A 19514-nucleotide genomic window follows, 5' to 3' on the forward strand; every position below is an offset into this window, starting at 1 on the left:
CGGCAGCGGTGGTTCTTTATTCGAGGCGCGCCGATTTACTCGGCCGCCTGCGAGACCTTCATGCGCCCGGCTGCGTCCAGCACGGCCTTGACGATGTTGTGGTAGCCGGTGCAGCGGCAGATATTGCCTTCGAGCTCTTGGCGCACGGTGGGCTCGTCGAGCTGGCCGCCATGGCGGTGCACGATGTCGATCGCCGACATGATCATGCCCGGCGTGCAATAGCCGCATTGCAGGCCGTGATTGTCGCGGAAGGCGGCCTGCATCGGATGCAGCTCATCGCCCTTGGCGATGCCTTCGATGGTGGTGACGCTGGCGCCGTCGGCCTGGCCGGCCAGCATGGTGCAGGATTTCACCGCCTTGCCGTCCACGTGTACGACGCAGGCGCCGCACTGGCTGGTGTCGCAGCCGACATGGGTCCCGGTGAGGTTGAGGTGATCCCGCAGGAGTTGGACCAGCAGCGTGCGGTCCTCGACGTCGACGGCAACGGCCTTGCCGTTCACCGTCAGTTTGACTGTAGACACGGAATATACCTCCCCGGATTGATTTTGATTGTTTCTAATTAGAGACCGCCGCCCCCTGACATTGCAACTAGGATTTTGGTCACGCCGGTCATGGAAAAGTTATCGATCCTGACGAGCGGGCAATGACTTGGGCCGGCGAAGCGGGTCGACCGCCGCAAAATGGTCGGCCCATGTGGGATGCCAGCCGTCATCCCATCCGGTCGGCTTTTGGCCGACAAAGCCGGAAATTGCGCAGGTGCGGCGAATTTACCGCCTTTTATCCATTCTGCCCTAGTTTTGCGCATCCGGCGGGGCGCCTCCGGATCACGGCTGAATAGAAAATGGGGGTTGGAATGTCCGGGCGTATCGCGTCGCCGTCGAAGCGTACAATATTTCCGACCCTCCGGTTCCGCGCCAAGATCATCCTCGGCTTCGCCGCGGTGCTGGTGATCTCCGCCGGCAGCATGGCTTTCTCTTATTTCGGTTTCGAGCGGGTCTCGGCCGGGGTCGGGTCCTACCGCAGCAGCGTCACCGAGGCCGATCTCGCCCGCAACATCGACCGCGAGCTGCTCGCCTACCGCTCGGCAGTCCGTTATTTCGTCGTCACCGGCAAGGAGGACGATGCCAAGGCAGCGCTGGACGCCGAGACCGGCCTGAAGAGCGCCATCGACCAGGCGGTCAAGAGTGCCCAGAAGCCGGCGCGGCAGGAGGGCCTCAACAAGCTCGCCAAGGAATTCTCCAACTTCTCCGCAACCTTCGCAAAGGTCCTCCAGGCCAAGCGCGACAGCGCGCTGCTGGTGCAGAACCAGCTGACGCGCCAAGCCAATCTCCTGAAATACAAGCTTGACGATATCGGCAACAATGCCTCCGATTCCGAGGCGCAGTCGATCGAGTTCGGCACCAAGCAGGTCAACGCCCAGTTCCAGACCGCGAGCGCGGCGGCGACCAATTTCGTGCTGACGTCCGACCAGGCGATCGCGACCAGCGCGCTGGCGCGGCTGAAATTCGTCGAGAATTCGCTCGGCGCGGTCTATTCCATGGACGACAAGATCGTCGCCGGCCTGAAGGACGCCAAGACCATCCTCGTGGCCTATCGCGAAGCGCTGGAGAAGCTGATCGCCAACGCCAAGATGGTGGATGAGCTCGTCACCGAGATGAGCGGTTCTGCCGGTGCGATCCTGCAAGGCGCCACCGCCATGAAGGCGGACCTCGTCGCCGAACAGCAGCGGCTGGATTCGGAGTCGGAAGCGACCATCGGACGGACCAAGCAACTGGTGCTGATGCTGGCCGTCGGCGGCACGCTGCTCGGCGCGATCCTCGCCTTTCTGCTCGGCACCGGCATCTCGCGTCCGATGATCGCGATGTGCAAGGCGATGCGCGAGCTCGCGTCGGGCAATTTCGACGTCGTGCTGCCGGGCCTCGGCCGCAGGGACGAGATCGGCGAGATGGCCGGCGCGGTCGAGGAATTCAAGGTTCAGGCCGTGGCCAAGGCCGAGCGCGACGCCGCCGCCAGCGAAGCCCAGAACAAGGAACTGGCCACCGCACGTCGTTCCGAGCTGATTCGCTTCGCCGATGACTTTGAAAGCGCGGTCGGTGCCATCGTGTCGAACGTGTCGGCTTCCGCTGTGCAGCTCGAATCGGCGGCGTCCACACTGACCCGAACCGCCGAAACCACGCAGACCCTGTCGAGCCAGGTCGCCGGTGTCTCCGAGCAGGCCTCGAGCAACATGCAGTCGGTCGCAACCGCGACGGAAGAGCTTTCGGCCTCCGTCGAGGAGATCGGCCGCCAGGTCCGCGATTCCAGCCGCATCGCGGAAGATGCGGTGGTTCAGGCCAAGGAAACCGACGGCCGGATCGGCAAGCTGTCGCACGCCGCCCAGCAGATCGGCGAGGTGGTCAAATTGATCACCGCGATCGCCGAGCAGACCAACCTTCTGGCGCTCAACGCCACCATCGAGGCGGCGCGTGCCGGCGAGGCCGGCCGCGGCTTTGCCGTGGTCGCCAGCGAAGTGAAGTCGCTGGCCAGCCAGACCGCGAAGGCCACCGACGAGATTTCCTCGCACATCGCGGGCATGCAGGGCGCGACGGCCGAGTCGGTCGCCGCGATCAAGGAGATCGGCGCCACCATCGGCAAGATTTCGTCGATCTCGACCTCGATCGCGAGCGCCGTGGAAGAGCAGGGCGCCGCGACGCAGGAGATTGCCCGCAGCGTCCAGACCGTCGCGCAGGGCACCCAGACCGCCGCCACCGACATCGGCCAGGTCAACCGTGGCGCCGCCGAAACCGGCTCGGCCTCGGAGGAGGTCCTGAATTCGGCCAAAACCCTGTCCAGCGAAAGCACCCGCCTGCGCGCCGAGCTCGACCGGTTCATGGGGAATATCCGGGCGGCATAAGGCTCGGCCGCGTCCGAAGCCGCTGCCGTCGCGTCACTCTCGGCTGTCGTCCCGCGAAGGCGCGTGAGCGCGGGGACGACAGCCGAGTGCGCATCTCCCCGCGTCACCTAACCGCAAGTTGCGACGCCATAAATTTACCGCCGCTTATCCTTTGCACTCTACCGTGCTCACGAGTCAGGAAGCGGGCTGCTTCCGGGCTGCGCCTGGTTTTCCGCGAATGGAATGGGGTGGGGAATGCCCGTCAAGTCGACGCCGAACACATCGAAGCTCTTCACCCTGCGTTTTCGTGCAAAAATCATCCTCGGCTTCGTGGCGGTGCTGGCCATCCTCGCCGTCAGCATGGCTTTCGCCTATTTCGGCTTCGAGCGGATCCAGGCCGCCGTCGCCTCCTACCGGGCCAGCGTGTCGGAAGCGGACCTCGCGCGGACCGTGGACCGCGAGCTGATCGCCTATCAGGGACTGGCGCGGGCCTATACGCTAACGGGCGCGACCGATGACGAGACCGCGGCCAAGGCCGCCGAAGAGAATCTGAAGGGCGCGATCGCCAAGTCGGTGGCGGCCACGACCGGCGCGGCGCGCCGCGAGCAGGTCGGCAAGCTCGAGGCCGAATTCCAGCGCTTCACCAAGGTGTTCGGTGAGATCATCACGTTGACCCGCGAGAACAACAAGATCGCCGCCGACGAGCTCAACAGCGTCGGCAACAAGATCCGCTTCAAGTTCGACGATCTCGCCGATACGGCCGCGCTGGCGGGCCTGAACTCGGTTCAGACCACCGCCAAGGACGTCACCTCGCAATATCTCGCGGTCTCCACCTCGGTCAGCGCCTTCGTCGCCAAGCCGGAGCCGAAGACCGCCGACGGCGTGATCGCCCGCATCAAGTTTTTGGAGACCCTGCTGGTCTCGATCTATGCCAATGACCAGAAGATCACCGACCGCGTCACCGAGATCGGCAACCTGCTGAAGCAGTACCGCACCTCTTTCTCGAAGCTGACCGAGAACGTGAAGATCATCGTCAAGTTGAACGGCGAGATGACCAAGACGGCGGCGGGCATTCTCAAGCTCTCGGCCGAGTTGCGGTCCGATCTGACCTCGGATCAGCAGCGCATCGAAGCGAGCGCCAACTCCACCATCACCGAGACCGAACGGCTGATGCTGATGATGGCGCTCGGCGGCCTCGCCATTGGCGCCGTGCTGGCCCTGATGCTCGGCAACGGCATCTCGCGTCCGATGATCGCGATGTGCAAGGCGATGCGCGAGCTTGCGTCCGGCAATTTCGACGTCGTGCTGCCGGGCCTGGGCCGCAAGGACGAGATCGGCGAGATGGCTGGCGCGGTCGAGGAATTCAAGGTTCAGGCTGTCGCGAAAGCCGAGCGCGACGCCGCCGCCAGCGAAGCCCAGAACCGCGAGCAGGCCGCAAGCCGCCGCTCCGAGCTGATTCGCTTTGCCGACGATTTCGAGAGCGCCGTCGGCGCCATCGTCTCCAACGTCTCGGCCTCGGCCGTGCAGCTGGAATCGGCGGCCTCCACGCTGACCCGCACCGCCGAGACCACGCAGAGCCTGTCGAGCCAGGTCGCCGGTGTCTCCGAGCAGGCCTCCAGCAACATGCAGTCGGTGGCAACCGCGACGGAAGAGCTCTCGGCCTCCGTCGAGGAGATCGGCCGCCAGGTGCGCGACTCCAGTCGTATTGCGGAAGCTGCCGTGGTGCAGGCGAAGGAAACCGACGGCCGCATCGGAAAACTCTCCCATGCCGCGCAGCAGATCGGCGAAGTGGTCAAGCTGATCACGGCGATCGCCGAGCAGACCAATCTTCTTGCGCTCAACGCCACCATCGAGGCGGCGCGCGCCGGCGAGGCCGGCCGCGGCTTCGCCGTGGTCGCCAGCGAAGTGAAGTCGCTGGCGAGCCAGACCGCGAAGGCGACCGACGAAATCTCCTCCCACATTACGGGGATGCAGGGCGCGACCGCCGAGTCGGTCGCCGCGATCAAGGAGATCGGCGCGACCATCGGCCAGATCTCGTCGATCTCGACGTCGATTGCGAGCGCCGTCGAGCAGCAGGGCGCCGCGACGCAGGAAATCGCCCGCAGCGTCCAGACCGTTGCGCAGGGCACACAGACCGCAGCCACCGACATCGGTCAGGTCAATCGCGGCGCCGCCGAAACCGGTTCGGCCTCGGAAGAGGTGCTGAACTCGGCCAAGACGCTGTCATCCGAAAGCACGCGCCTGCGCGCCGAGCTCGATCGCTTTATGGGCAATATCAGGGCCGCGTAAGGCTCGCCGCGCGTCAGGCGCTTGGCGCTTGAAGACCTCGCTATCGCCTCATACTCCGCTGTCGTCCCGGACAAGCGCGCCCTTAGGCGCGCGCCGATCCGGGATCCATACTCCCAGCGGATAGTTGAGACGGACGGTGGTAACTCCAAGTCTTCGCCAAACCACTCCCTGTGGTTATGGTCCCGGATCTGCGCTTCGCTTGTCCGGGACGACGGGGGGTAAAGAGCGCGAGTCTCACTCCCTCCCGAACGTCCGCTTCAACTCCACCTTCGCGCGCTCCAGGTTTTGCGCGAATGTGTCGTCTTTCTGACGTGAGCCATGCGTCAACTCCCAGCGGCTCCATCGGAAACGGACGATCCCAAGCGCTGTTCCCGCGGGAACCCGCCTTTGCCGCAGGCGTTGTCGCAGGTGGCAGGCGGAATGCCGCACCTCCATGATCGGAACGCCCCTGTCCACACCATGTGAACCGGGGCCGCTTCCATTGGTTAGACCCAGCAACGCGATGGAATTGCAGCAAAGCCCAGCGCTGAATTATGGACCTGCAGTCTCTGCGGCGGTCGCGGCTGACCGCATCATCGAGACCAGCATTCCCGCGCGGCTCGATGCGCTGCCGTGGAGCGGCTTTCATACCCGCGTCGTGCTGGCGCTCGGGATCACCTGGATCCTCGACGGGCTCGAGGTGACGCTGGCCGGCGCGCTCTCCGGCGCGTTGAAGCAGAGTCCGTCGCTGCAATTCTCCAATCTCGATCTCGGTATCGCCAATTCCGCGTATCTTGCCGGTGCGGTGCTCGGCGCGCTCGGCTTCGGCTGGCTCACCGACCGCATCGGCCGCAAGAAGCTGTTCTTCATCACACTGGCGCTTTATCTCTCCGCGACCGCCGCGACCGCCTTGTCGTGGAATGTCGCGAGTTACGCGCTGTTTCGTTTTCTCACCGGCGCCGGCATCGGCGGCGAATACACTGCGATCAACTCGACGATCCAGGAACTGGTGCCGGCGCGCTATCGCGGCTGGACCGACCTCGTCATCAACGGCAGTTTCTGGATCGGCGCGGCGATGGGCGCGGTGGCGGCCATCGTGCTGCTCGATCCCGCATTGATCGGTCCCGATCTCGGCTGGCGCCTCGCCTATCTCATCGGCGCGACCCTTGGCCTCGTCGTGCTGTTGATGCGGATGTGGATTCCGGAGAGCCCGCGCTGGCTGATGATCCACGGCCGGCCCGACCAGGCCCACGCCATCGTGGACGAGATCGAGCGCTCTGTGATCGGGCATGACCGGCATGCGAGCGATGGCCGCTTCACGAAAATACGCCTGAAGATGCGCGACCACACTCCGATCAGGGAGGTCGTGCACACGCTGTTCTTCGTCTATCGTCAGCGCTCCCTGGTCGGCCTCGTGCTGATGAGCGCGCAGGCGTTCTTCTACAACGCGATCTTCTTCACCTTCGCGCTGGTGCTGACCGACTTCTACGGCATCAGCGCCGAGCATGTCGGCTGGTATCTCCTGCCGTTCGCCGCCGGCAACTTCCTCGGGCCGCTGCTGCTCGGCCGCCTGTTCGACACGCTCGGCCGCCGCGTCATGATCACGTTTACCTACGGCGTATCGGGCGTGCTGCTGGCGCTCTCGGGCTATCTGTTCTCGATCGGCGCGCTGAGCGCGCAGGGGCAGACCATTGCCTGGATGGTGATCTTCTTCTTTGCCTCGCCCGCCGCGAGCGCGGCCTACCTGACCGTCAGCGAGACGTTCCCTCTGGAAGTGCGCGCGTTGGCGATTGCAGTGTTCTACGCGGTCGGCACCGGCATCGGCGGCGTGATCGGGCCCGCGCTGTTCGGCGCGCTGATCGACACGGGATCACGCACCAGCGTGTTCGCGGGCTATTTGCTGGGGGCCTTCCTGATGATCGTGGCTGCGATCGTGGCCTGGCGCTACGCCGTCGCCGCGGAACGCAAATCGCTCGAACAAATCGCGCGGCCGCTTGCCTTTATGGAGTAGACTATGAAATCGGAACTCGCGGAATTGGATCAGAAGCGCCCCATGGTTGACGAAGAAGCGCCCGACGCGGTGCCGGTGCCGCATGCGCTCGTGCCGCATCTGGGGGAGACCGCGATCCTGCTCGACATCGACGGCACGCTGCTCGACCTGATGCCGACGCCGCGCGAGGTGTGGGTGCCGCCGGGCCTGTCGGAAACGCTGAACCTGTTGACCGAGCGCACGTCCGGCGCGCTGGCGATGGTCAGCGGCCGTTCGCTCAACGACATCGACCTGATCTTCGCACCCGACGTGTTTCGCGCGGTCGCCGGTCACGGCGCGGAAATGCGCCTGTCGGTGGGCAATGAGGCCGACGACGTGCACGCGCCGCCGATGGACAAGGAGCTGAAGCGGCGCCTGGCTGCGATCGCCAAGCTCAGCCCCGGCATTCTGCTCGAGGACAAGGGCTATTCGCTGGCGCTGCATTATCGTCTCGCGCCGCATGCGGAGAAGGCGATCTTCGAAGCCGTCTCGCTGATCCGCGCCGATCTGCCCAATGCGCCGATCGAGGTGCTGCCCGGCAAGTTCGTTTGCGAGATCAAGCATTCCGGCTTCACCAAGGCCACCGGCGTGCGCGAATTGATGAAGCATGAGCCCTTCAAAGGGCGCCGTCCGATCTTCATTGGCGACGACGTTACCGATGAGACCGTGTTCGCGATCATGCCCGACATGAACGGGCTGTCCTTCTCGGTCGGTCGCCGCGCCATCGGCGTCAACGGCCATTTCGATGAGCCGAAGGATGTGCGCGCGTTCCTCGCGCGTCTGCTCGACGACACAAGGTTGGAATAAGGCACCGACACCTCGGGGCCACATTGTCGCTCGCGTGGTTCGCTTGCGCGCGCAATTCATGCTGGGCAACACAGTCACGAAAACTGACTTTGTTGAGCGAAACCGCCGGGTTCCCAGCAGAAAAACTGGTTCCAACGCATGTGCCTGATTTTGGTTTCATTTCGTACAAATGATGGACAGGAACCATATTGATGAACAGCAGTTAAACGGGTTGGAATAAAGGAGGGGACGACCTGTGAATTTAGTCGTCGTTTCAAATCGAGTTGCGCGCGGTAAACCCAACGAGCCGATGACGGGCGGCTTGGCTGCGGCATTGCTTCCCGTGGTGGAACATTCGGGTGCTATCTGGGTGGGTTCGTCGGGCCGTGTGCGCGACGGCCATCAGAAGGAACCGTTCGCCGAGATCGAAGCGCTTGGCTCGGGTGCGATTGCGACGCTGGATCTGCCGGCGGCGCACTACGGCGGCTATTACGAAGGCTTTGCCAATTCGGCGCTGTGGCCGGCGCTGCATTCGCGCAGCGATCTGATCCGCGTCTCGCGCGACGACTATGTCAGCTATCGCGAGGTCAACGCCTTCATGGCGCGCGCCTTGATGCGCTTCCGGAAAGCGAAAACGGCTTTCTGGGTGCAGGATTATCATTTCCTCGCGCTCGGCGCGGAGCTGCGCGATCTCGGCGTCGATGATCCGATCGGCTTCTTCCTGCACACGCCGTGGCCGGTCGCCGCGGTGATGCAGGGCGTGCCCAATCATCGCGAGCTGATCACGGCGATGCTGGCCTACGATCTGCTCGGCTTCCAGACCAATGAGGATTGCCAGAATTTCCTCGGCTATGTCGCGGGCGAACTCGGCCTCGCCGTCGAAGACGGCGTTGCGATCTCGCAGCATGGCCGTACGCGTTGCGAGGTCTTTCCGATCGGCATCGATGCGGAGAAGTTCGCAGCTTACGCCGCGAAGTCGGCCTCGCATCCCGACGTGTCGCGGCTGCGCCGCAGCCTCAACGGCGAGCGGCTCGCCATCGGCGTCGACCGGCTCGACTATTCCAAGGGTCTCGTCAATCGCATCAGCGCGTTCGACCGGCTCTGGACCGAGCATCCGCAGTTCGCGCGCAGCATCTCGCTGCTCCAGATCGCCAACCCCTCGCGCGGCGCGATCGAGGCCTATGGCAATCTCCAGAACGAGGTCGCGCGTCTCGTCACCGACGTCAACGGCCGCCACGGCGAGGTCGACTGGACGCCGATTCGCTACCTCAACAAGGGCTTCAGCCAGACCGTGCTCGCGGGTCTCTACCGCACCGCGCAGATCGGCGTGGTGACGCCGCTGCATGACGGCATGAACCTCGTCGCCAAGGAATATGTCGCCGCGCAGAACCCGGCCGATCCCGGCGTGCTGGTGCTGTCGAAGTTCGCCGGCGCCGCCAACGAGCTCGAAACGGCGCTGCTGGTCAATCCGCACGACATCGACGGCATGGCGCGCGCGATCGCGGTTGCGGCCGCGATGCCGCTCGCCGAGCGCAAGATGCGCTGGGACGCGATGATGAAGAAGCTGCGCGGCCACACCATCCAGCAATGGTCCGCCGACTTCGTCGCCGAGCTGGAGAAGTGCCGGACCGAAAAGGCCGTCGTCGCGCCGCTCGAGACCCAGCCGCCGCAGGCACTGCGCTGGCTGAAGTCGGCGATATCAGGTGTGCGGCTGATTTAAGCTCGCTTGCTCTCCCCGTTCTCGCGGGGAGAGGCGCTCAATAACAATACGACACCCCGTCCAAAATCGCGCATTGCCGCTTGTTCGGCGCGTTGGGATCGTCCAGCGGCACCATGCCCTTGCCCTGGCCGACGAACACGCCGGGTCCGACATGCACCGAGCTCTTGTTGCCGATGATCACGCTCGGATGCGGCGAGGCGTTCGAGCGCGTCCCGTCCGGCCAGATGATGGCATCGCCCGAAAGCACCCCGCGCCGCCCGTCGTCGCAACTCACGTCGACGCCCTGCCGGGTGCAGACCTGCGCGGCGGCCGACGCGGCAAAGGCGGAGCCAAGGGCCGAAATCAGGCCCAGCGCGACGATGGTCTTTTGGATGGTCATGGCGTCCCCGGTCGTGTTTGGCGGTCTTGAGTGAATCGTCGCGCCAAACCCGCTTCCGGTTCAGCCTTTGAGCGGTTCCGAAGCGCCAGCTGGCGCCAGATATTGTCTTTCAAATACAATATCTTACGGAAAATTCACCCGATTTCCCCGCGATCTCTTGCAAAATCATCGGCTCCCCTTCAAGAGAGGGCGCTCCGGAGAGATGGCCGAGTGGCTTAAGGCGCACGCTTGGAAAGCGTGTGTGCGGGAAACCGTACCGTGGGTTCGAATCCCACTCTCTCCGCCACCTCATCAATATCATCTCGTACTTGGAGCTGCAGACAGGCCAGAAACTCGGCCGTTTTTCCGCATTTCCGCGGGCGGAGAACTCCCAGCGGTCGTCTGACAAGGGCCTGAATGAACCCGGAGAACCGAATTTTCTCCGAATCTTTGAACCCGCAAAAATGGGTCTAGTACGGCATTTCTCCGAAAATCAACGGCTTGGCTGCGCGCCGGTTTGGATCCCTCTCGCTCAACCGACTGCGGAAAGTACGTGAGTTCTATTCCTGCCTGCCCAGCCAACCACGCCCGATCGCCCGAGTGGGCCTGCTGCAGCCGAAAAGTTTCTGTGCTGCTCTACAACTACGGGGATTTTACAATCTAAAACTCGCGATAAAGTAGATCGTTCTTTGAGGTAGCTCGGAGACGTCGTGAAACGAGACTGGGGGAGCTATGGCAGAGACGCGAGATGCTAAGGGGTCAGCAGTTGGACAAAAATCTTTAGATGGCGACTCCGTCGCCCACGATAAATCGACTCTGGGCCTAACCGGGCACCTCACTCCGACACAGCTCGCGGCCCATCTTGCCTGTCCTCACCTCACGCAACTCGATCGCCAGCGGCGTGAGGGGCTGCTGCAGATCGAGTTCAGCCCCGACTCACGGCTCGACGCGTTGCGCGAGCGTGGCCGCCAGCACGAAACGGCCTATGTCGAGAGGCTGCGGAGTGAGGGCCGCTCGATCTGCGACTTGCGCGACCAGCGTGATCCCGCGGCGACCCGCCAAGCGATGGAGGCCGGCTTCGACGCCATCGTGCAGGCAACATTGGGCAACGAGGTGTTCGGCGGCATCGCCGACGTGTTGCTGCGCGTAGATGCCACGACCTCGTCTTTGCCTGGCTACGCCTACGAGCCGGCCGACACCAAGCTTTCGCTCGAGACCAAGCCAGGCACGATCCTGCAACTGTGTACCTACGCCGAATTGCTGACGCCAATGCAGGGTGTGGCGCCCGATCGCATCCACGTCATCACGCCGATCGAGCAGGAAACCTATCGCACCGCGAAGTTCGCTGCGTACTACCGGCTCGTGCGTGCCCGCTTGCTGGCCGCGGTGACCGCGACACCGCCCCCGAGCACCTATCCGCATCCCGTGGCGCATTGCGACATCTGCATCTATTGGCGCCATTGCGACCGGCAGAGGCGGGTGGACGACCACCCTTCGCTGATCGCTGCCATCAGCAGCGCTCAAGTGCGTGAGTTCCAGCAGCAAGGAGTTCCGACGGTCGCGGCCATCGCCCAACGCGAAGGCCGACTCCCCGAGAAGCCTAAGCGAGGCGCCGAAGACACTTACCGGCGGCTTGGGCAGCAGGCGCGGCTCCAAGTGGCCAGCCGTGGTGCCGACATGCCGCAGGCAGAGGCACTCGCGCTTGAACCGAGCCGTGGCCTGGCACGGCTGCCGGAGCCTTCAGTAGGCGACATCTTCCTCGACTTCGAGGGCGACCCATTCGTTGCCCCGCACGGGCTGGAGTACCTCACCGGCGTCAGCATCAAGAACGAGAACGGAGGCGTCGAATTCAACCAACGTTGGGCGCTGCATACTGGTGAGGAGAAGGCTGCCTTGGAGGCCTTCATCGACTTTGCGCTGGCTCGCGTGCAGAAGCACCCTGGTGCCCATGTCTACCACTTCGGCGCCTACGAGCCCGCTGCCCTCAAACGGCTGTCGGCTCGCCATGCCACGCGCGGATCCGAGCTGGATCAACTGCTGCGGGGGCGGCGTTTCGTGGACCTCCATGCCGTCGTGCGCGAGGGTTTTCGCATCGGCGTGGAGCGTTATGGTCTCAAGGAGTTAGAAGCTTTGCATGGCTTTCAGCGCCGGCTAGACCTGCGAGACGCTGGCCATGCGCGACACGAGCTCGAATTGGCACTCGAACTCGGCGACCCCGATGCCATTACCGACGAGATCCGTAAGCGTGTCGCCGCATACAACAGCGACGACTGCCTCTCCACTGAGTTCCTGCGCGGCTGGCTCGAGCGCCAGCGCGACAATTTCCTCGCGCGGGGCCAAAGCATCGTCCGACCGGTGCCCGGCACGCTGGCGCCAAGTGAGGAAGTCAGCGCCCGCGATCAGCGCATCGAGGCGATTCGGGAAGCATTGCGGCAAGGCCTGCCTGCGGACCTCGAGACGCGGACGGCGGACGAAAGGGCGCGCGCGCTGCTCGCTGCGATGCTCGGCTACTACCGCCAAGAGGAAAAAAACGCCTGGTGGGAGTTCTTCCGCCTTCGCGATCTGCCGAACGATGAGCACCTCGACGAACGCCAGATGATCGCCGGGCTAGAGTTCGTCGAGCGGCTTCCCAAGCAGGGACGCGAGCGGAACGCGAGATGCCGATTCCGTTTCCCGATTCAGGAAACGGCGATCGACGTCGGTGACAAGGTCGTGTGGCCAGTCCCAGCTGATCCGGGCCAGGAACCAGGCACGATTAGAGCCCCAGTCGAAGCGCTCGATCTCGATGACCGAACGGTCGTGCTGAGCATGAGCGAGAAGGCCATGCAGTCTCTTCCCGCCTCGGTCTTCAAAGATCCCGTGGTCGGCGCCAAGCCACTTGAGGAAGCACTGCTCGCCTTCGCCGAACATGTCCGCGACAACGGGTTCGGACACGACAGCCCCTACGCCGCTGCGAGTGAACTCCTGCGTGCACGTCCGCCGCGCCGTGTCGCCGGTGTCGGCGAGGAGTTGCGCGGTGCCGATGAGGACGCCGGCCAAGCACTAGTGCGCCTATCTAATGAGCTTGATGGCGGCGTGCTGCCTGTGCAGGGGCCGCCCGGAGCCGGCAAGACGACGCAAGGTGCCAAGGCCATCCTGGCGCTCGCTGCGGCGGGCAAGACGATTGGCATCACCGCAGTCAGCCACAAAGTCATCGACAACCTACTCGTTGCCGTGCGCAAGGCCGACAACGCGTCGAGCCGGCCTCAACATCTACACCTGGTGCACAAGGATGATGAGCATGCTGGTGTGGATGGCATTGAATTCGCCAAGTCGCCAGGCGAGGCGCTCGACCGCATTGCCCCGGGCACCATCGTCGGTGGCACCGCGTGGCTCTGGGCTGATCCTGATGCCATCGGACGCCTTGACGTGCTCTTCATCGACGAGGCTGGACAGATGGCTCTAGCACAGGCGCTGGCCGCAGCACGCGCGGCCCGCAACTTGGTGTTGCTCGGCGACCCGCAGCAGCTTGAACAGCCCACGCGGGGCGCGCACGAGGATGGCGCCGACGTTGCCGCACTCGTGCACCTGCTCGGTCCAGCGCAGGCGACGCTGCGCGCTGAGCAAGGGCTGTTCCTCGACCGGACGTATCGGCTGCACCCCGCCGTTTGCGCGTTCACGTCCGAGGCGTACTACGAGGGTCGGTTGCAGTCGAATTGTGGCTTGGAGCGTCAGCGCATCGAGGGCGCCACGCCGTTCGTCGGCGCTGGGCTCTTCCTGGTTGAAGTGGCCCACCAAGGCAACCAAGCCCAATCCCTCGAAGAGGTGGACGCTGTGGTCTCTATTGCGCGTTCATTGCTGCAGTCCAGCACCACGTGGACAAGCGCCGACGGAGAAATCCGCCCGTTGGAGCCGAAGGACATCCTCGTCGTCGCTCCCTACAACTCCCAAGTGAGCGCGCTAAGGCGCGCGCTCGCCGATGTCCACGTGGTCCGCGTCGGCACCGTCGACAAGTTTCAGGGTCAGGAAGCGCCAGTGGTGATCTATTCGTGCGCCAGTTCATCACCCGAAGACGCGCCCCGCGGCATGGCGTTCCTATATGACCCGCATCGATTCAATGTTGCCACCAGCCGGGCGTGCAGCACAGTGATTGTCGTTGCGAATCCACGGCTGTTCGAACCCGATTGCCGCACGCCGGAACAGATGGGGTGGGCGAGTGGGTTCTGCCGGTTTGAGGAGATGGCGGTGAAGGTTAAACTTCGTGAAGCCGGCGTGGTTCGTCGCCTCCAAGGCGAGTAGGAGCTTGGAAATTGTTTCAACGAGCGCGTGGTGCGATAAAGACGAAATTCTGATCTGCCAGAGGATTGTCGGCTAACGGCCTCTTTTTGCCGAGTAGCCGACTGAGCCCGTCATCTGACAGCGGACGTGACATTCAATTCCGGCTTGGCCGGCAGAGCGCTGTCGGCGAGCGACGGCTCGAGTGTCAGACTCCGCTCAACGCTTTCGACCAGCACCTTACGGCCGACGTTGCCGTCGCGATATTCTATCTCGTCGCCCGCATCACAAGAACACACGGCAACACCAAGCGCGGAATGGACGGAAAGCCGTCCTTTATCGAGGTCCTCGCCTTCGTCGAATAATCGAACTGACAATCGCTTGTTGGTGTCGGCAAAGAAAAGTACGACCTTGTCGCTCAGCTTAATGCGGGTTGACGGCTCGTCCGGCGCGACCTCTTCCGCGATGGGCACGTTGCTTTCGGCAATCACCACCCCTTCTCCCACGGAAGCGGGTAACTCCGCGATGCGATGTTCCGTGTAGCGATGGGGCTGCACCGAACGCTCGGTGTTAGCTGTCGGCTCGATTCCCATGCGGGTTAGCATGGTCACCAAATCACCGATGACAGCATCTGTGTCGCGGTAATAGCTGGATGCAAAGCTCCGCCAAAAGCGCCAACCAACGCGTTCGAGGACACGTTGACGGCGCATATCCTGGCGCCATTGCTCTGGACCATGGTAGCGGTCCCCGTCGCACTCGACCGCGAGCCGTCGACCATTGGCGCCTTCGACGACCATATCGATTCGATAGCCCAGCGAACCGACTTGCGACCGAACGTTGTAGCCTAACTGCAGCAATCGTCCCATCACATCGCGCTCGAAATCGGAGTCGCACAAAGCGAACGCATCAGCGCTCACTTCGACCTCCGGCATCGGGTTTTCGAAGTGAGCGATCAGGCGCGCTTTCAGATCATTTGGATTGAGTTCTTCGCGCCGGACGGACCTCACGAGAACGACACGGTCGCGCGCGCGAGAGACTGCTACATTGAACCGTTGCTCATAGCGCAGCATCGTGAGCGCGGTCTTGTTGGACGGATCAGCGACCATCGACAAAAAAACAATGTCTCTTTCGCTGCCTTGGAAGGTTGCGCTATCTCCGCATAAGATGGCGTGGCGCTGCATCAGCTCTTCACCGATCGTCTCGGACAGGCGGCCACGAATATGCTCGGACTGTTCGGCTCCAACCAAGGAAATCACACCGATGCTCCGTTCGCGCATTTCGGGACTTGCGACCAGCGCGCCTATTTCGCGAACGATGACATCGGCCTCGGCTTCGTTGACTTTCTTTCGGCTGCGTCGTCCATAGGGCACATAGATGTCGATGAGCGGCGGATCGAGGCGCTCATGCGCCTCCGGCACGCGTAACGGAATCATCTTTTCCGGGTAAAACTGCATTGAAAATCGCACGATCGGCTCGACGCAGCGGAAGTGCTCCTTGAGCATCAGGCGCTCATTGGGGAATACCGCCCGCATTAAGTCGTAGATGCTCTCGCCCGGTTCCAAGAGGCTCTTGAACGGCATGTCGCCGAGATAATGGTGACGAAGCTGAGCGATTTTTTCTTGGGTAACGAACGGAGCGGTAGGGCTGACCTGCCGGTCGTCGCCCACCACCAGGATCTTCTTGCCCCGCAAGAGTGCCGGGAGTTCAGTGATATCGGATTGGGACGCTTCGTCGATGATGACGAGCTCGACCGCCCCCAGCTCCGCAGGAAGCTGCTCTGCCACGCGCCAAGTCGGCATGATCCAGCACGGCACTGCGCCATAGCATTTTGCCATGGCATCGCGCGCCGTCCGCCGGTGCGTCCAGGCCGACTTGCCGGTTCCGCGCCCGATACGGGCAAGGGCCCTGACAAATTCAACCAAGGCGGTCTTGATGGCTGGCGAAAGGCGACGCTCCAATTGATAGAAGGTCCGTTCGCGAACTAACTCGCCAAACAGTTGCCGGCAACGCTTGTCAGCCCCTTCGCGCTCTGTTGCCAAAGCGGTCAATCGTTGGCGCATGTCGATGCGCGCCAAGGCCGCGTCAGCAGCCGCATGGTCCCATGCATCGCGCCACGAGGCCGAGTATTGCGCGTCATCGGCGGCCGCCGGCTCACTTGCCAGCATCGTCGCCCAGTTCGGAGCGCCCGCCGCAGAGATCGCTGCCGTGACACGCAAGATGATCGCAAAATCGGGCGATAGTTCTTTGAGGCGGCCAAGGCGCTTCAGCAAACCGGTCCAGACTTGCGATACCTTCTCGCTTGCAACAGCCGGCTTGCCGAGAACTTCCTCGAAAAGCTGGCGGGCAAGGGTTGAGGTGCGGTCGTCCCCGTCAAACTTAGCCAACGTTTGATCACGGTAAAGTTCGGCGCTTGCCAGGCGAATACTCGCGGCGGCGGCGCGAATCTGCTCCGCGAGTGCTTCGCAGAGAGCCGGATCATCTGCCACGCGCGCGAGCGAAACCTCATCGGATGTCAGCGCCGTCAGAGCGCCTGCATTGGAGCGGGCGTCTTGACAAGCCTCGAGCGTGGTTCGGGCGAGCTCAATGGATGTCTTGGCCTCGACATGCCTTGGGCATCCGACTTCGCCCGCAAACTCATCCCACTGTGCCCGTATGTCGCGCTGCCGTTGCAGATTAGCAATCACCGCCTTGACGTGTTGCCAACTGGCGGCGTCGGTGTCCCTCACGGGGCCGCCATTCACGCGGATACCGGCAACAAGAGTTTTTGCTTCACCCTTGCGGATGGCAACGATCGGCCAAAGCCGTTGTCCCGCTGCCGCGCGGCCGATCGCCTCCCTTGCATCAAAATTATCGACGAACCCTTCTGGTACGGCAACAGCGCGGCGCATCAGTTGCGCGCGTTCTGTATCAGCCGCGAGCATTTCCGTAAGAAGCTCGTGCAACCTCACGAACCAAGCGTTTGTCGGATCCAGAAGCGCCGCACGCCGGAATGGGGCTAACCAAGGTGATGTTTGACACGCTTGAAATGTCTGCTTGAGGCTTTCGAGAAGGTGCGCAACGGCGAGGGCGCCAGCCACGCCTTGCTGTGCAACCCGCAAATTGCGAACGGGACCTTGGGTAGCCGCTTGCTGGTGCTCGGCCGCTGAAATGAGATCATCATGCCAACCGGCGACATCGTTAGCTGCAGGAAGATCGTGAGGCGAGGGTAGTTTCGCGTTCAGGTGATCGATAAGATCGCCGCAGCGCGAACGCGCGGCGAAGAAATCGGTCAGAAGGCGCTCATCAAGCGATGTCTCGGAGGCAAAGCGATTTGGACGGTCGCTGAACCAAACAAAGGCGTCGCGTTCCGCGACAATGCGTTTGGCAACTTCGGCTGGCGTCTCACCGCGCGGCCCGATCTTGGTCAAATGGGCGATAGCCATCTTATCAAGTTCGACATCGATGGCGGCAATACGCTGGCGTAGTCCGTCGAGCTCGGCTTCGATGCGGCCGATCGTGGCACGCCGGCTTTGCGGTTGGGAGCCTTCCACCACGCCTTGAATTTCACGTATGGCGCTCTCGACCTGCCGCAGCCCCTCGCGCTCGCTCGAAAGCACAGAGATCGCAAGAGGCTGAACTTCGGCCGGCAGCTGGTTTTTTAGGACCGATAAGGCCGCTTCGCCGCGGGACACCACCAACACGCGCTGGCCTGTCGCCATGGCATGACAAATCAAGTTGGCGATGGTGTGCGTCTTGCCCGTGCCGGGAGGGCCCTGGACAACCAGCCCATCCGCCTTGGTGAGGCGGCGAATAATCTCAAGTTGGTCGTCGTTGAAGGGCTTTGGAAAAAAGACGTCCAATTGATCCGCAGGTTGCGGCGCGGCGGGTGCCGGGCCCCCACCTGATCCACCAATCCGCTCGCTCAGCGGTTGCCAGACATCTCCCGATACTTCCTTTGCCGGCTCTGTTACCAGCCGTTCGGGAAGACCGACGATATCTTCTTTCTCAGACTCTGCCGAATTACGCAGCCGGTCGATGTCCTGCAGGATGACATGCTGCGATCGAGGCCGCGCAAAAAGCACCCATCGATCGCTAACAGTAAGACGCGCTGTGTTCGCTTCCTGAGAGGATGTGGTCTCGCTTTCGGGGACGTAGGACCCGTCACGGTCAAGTCGTACGCCAGCAGCCGACAAAATGGGTTCAAAGCTATCGCGCGCGAAGGGCGACACACCTTCATTTTCACCGGCGCGCTGTATCTCGCGGCGCATCAGGTCGGCCAAGCTAGCAAGACCCGTGCAGCCAAGCTCTTCATAAGGCTTCAGATCGAATTGGGCATCGCTGCCTGCCGGCCGCACGCGGATCATGCCGCCGCGCTTGTCATCGAGTTCAATATCGACGCGGCGTTCGAGGAGCGGGCGATCGATGACCCGTCCCTCCTTATGCCAATCGACCGCGCCAACGCCCCAGATGACCTCAATCGGGCTCTCGGCACCGCCGACCTCCAGCAATTGGAACACTTTGTAGAAAGATTGGTAGAGCGAAATGGTCCGTCGGCGCGGTGTCTCAAGTGCGGACCATTCCGACCAGGGGCCCGCGATCCATTGATTGATTTTCTCAGCCAATTCCGGCCGGTCTTCGAGGCGCAATCGCAAATCATATTGCGGAGGCGTTGTCTCGGCATCGCCGCGTTTACGCGGGGTCTCGAGAACATCATCAGCGCGCACTTCGCCGGCGGCGAGTGCTGCGTCTTTCTCCGCCGCAGATACCGTAACTAGTCGCTCAAATCGAACATCAGGCGCTTTTGCGGGATCTCCGGGGACGACGATCCAATCCGCAATCACCTCCGGCCGCGCCGGCGGTTCCCTTCTGGCGAGACGCTCTAATTCGAGCCAAATTGGACCGTCGTCGTCATTATGATCGTGGCGGATACCCGGTAGATTTCGCGTGTCAGCTTGACGTATCGTGAAGCTGGTTCCGTCCGGCAAGTGATATTCGGAAAGCCGAAACGATACGCGCTCATCGAGCCGCACGACCTGCTCTACATAATCCAACAGACCAATGAGCTTCTGACGAACGTCGGCCAAAGCAAATCCCCCGGAAAGCCGCCTAGACATGACCACAGCGCGCAGCGCGGCGCAATTCAACCAAAACCCGCGACATAGCATCTTTTAGGATAAGAACCATCTGACGGGAAAGCAGAATTGGTTTTCGCCGGGTTGTTGGTCCGGGTGCTACTCTGACGGCGGCT

General features: G+C 62.8%; 9 protein-coding genes and 1 tRNA gene. 7 read left to right on the forward strand and 3 right to left on the reverse strand.

Annotation, left to right across the window (positions count from 1 at the left end; translation table 11 throughout):
• Positions 1 to 35: 35 nt before the first annotated feature.
• Complete coding sequence (locus AB7531_RS03025; protein ID WP_063980504.1) at positions 36 to 521, reverse strand: (2Fe-2S)-binding protein; 486 nt, start codon at positions 519 to 521, stop codon at positions 36 to 38.
• 332 nt (positions 522 to 853) lie between these two features.
• On the opposite strand from AB7531_RS03025, the gene AB7531_RS03030 reads away from it, so the two are divergent.
• The 5 genes from AB7531_RS03030 to AB7531_RS03050 all read left to right on the forward strand — a co-directional run bounded on the left by AB7531_RS03030 (position 854) and on the right by AB7531_RS03050 (position 9675).
• Positions 854 to 2893, forward strand: coding sequence for a methyl-accepting chemotaxis protein (locus AB7531_RS03030; protein ID WP_063980505.1), 2040 nt, complete (start codon positions 854 to 856; stop codon positions 2891 to 2893).
• Between the two features lie 234 nt (positions 2894 to 3127).
• Entirely contained in the window at positions 3128 to 5161 is a 2034-nt protein-coding gene (locus AB7531_RS03035) for a methyl-accepting chemotaxis protein (RefSeq protein WP_063980506.1), read from the forward strand.
• Positions 5162 to 5663: 502 nt separating this feature from the next.
• A complete protein-coding gene (locus tag AB7531_RS03040; protein ID WP_063980507.1) occupies positions 5664 to 7151 on the forward strand; it encodes an MFS transporter in 1488 nt (495 codons plus the stop codon).
• Between the two features lie 3 nt (positions 7152 to 7154).
• Positions 7155 to 7976: a trehalose-phosphatase gene (gene otsB, locus AB7531_RS03045; RefSeq protein WP_063980508.1), complete on the forward strand. Its 822-nt coding sequence runs from the start codon at positions 7155 to 7157 to the stop codon at positions 7974 to 7976.
• 235 nt (positions 7977 to 8211) lie between these two features.
• Positions 8212 to 9675 carry a trehalose-6-phosphate synthase gene (locus AB7531_RS03050; RefSeq protein WP_028170078.1) on the forward strand — a complete coding sequence of 488 codons (1464 nt, stop codon included), beginning with the start codon at positions 8212 to 8214 and terminating at the stop codon, positions 9673 to 9675.
• A gap of 37 nt (positions 9676 to 9712) precedes the next feature.
• Here the strand turns inward: AB7531_RS03050 and AB7531_RS03055 are convergent, their stop codons facing one another.
• Positions 9713 to 10054: a hypothetical protein gene (locus AB7531_RS03055; protein ID WP_063980509.1), complete on the reverse strand. Its 342-nt coding sequence runs from the start codon at positions 10052 to 10054 to the stop codon at positions 9713 to 9715.
• A 196-nt stretch (positions 10055 to 10250) separates the two neighbouring features.
• Between AB7531_RS03055 and AB7531_RS03060 the strand changes: the two genes are divergently transcribed.
• Both AB7531_RS03060 and AB7531_RS03065 read left to right on the forward strand, forming a co-directional pair.
• Positions 10251 to 10340, forward strand: a tRNA-Ser gene (locus AB7531_RS03060).
• A gap of 425 nt (positions 10341 to 10765) precedes the next feature.
• Positions 10766 to 14311, forward strand: coding sequence for a TM0106 family RecB-like putative nuclease (locus AB7531_RS03065; protein ID WP_441279882.1), 3546 nt, complete (start codon positions 10766 to 10768; stop codon positions 14309 to 14311).
• A 110-nt stretch (positions 14312 to 14421) separates the two neighbouring features.
• Here the strand turns inward: AB7531_RS03065 and AB7531_RS03070 are convergent, their stop codons facing one another.
• Positions 14422 to 19350, reverse strand: coding sequence for an AAA domain-containing protein (locus AB7531_RS03070; RefSeq protein WP_441279883.1), 4929 nt, complete (start codon positions 19348 to 19350; stop codon positions 14422 to 14424).
• Between the last annotated feature and the right edge of the window lie 164 nt (positions 19351 to 19514).

The sequence above is a fragment of the Bradyrhizobium sp. 63_E2_N1_3 genome (assembly GCF_052076005.1).
Taxonomy (GTDB): domain Bacteria; phylum Pseudomonadota; class Alphaproteobacteria; order Rhizobiales; family Xanthobacteraceae; genus Bradyrhizobium; species Bradyrhizobium barranii.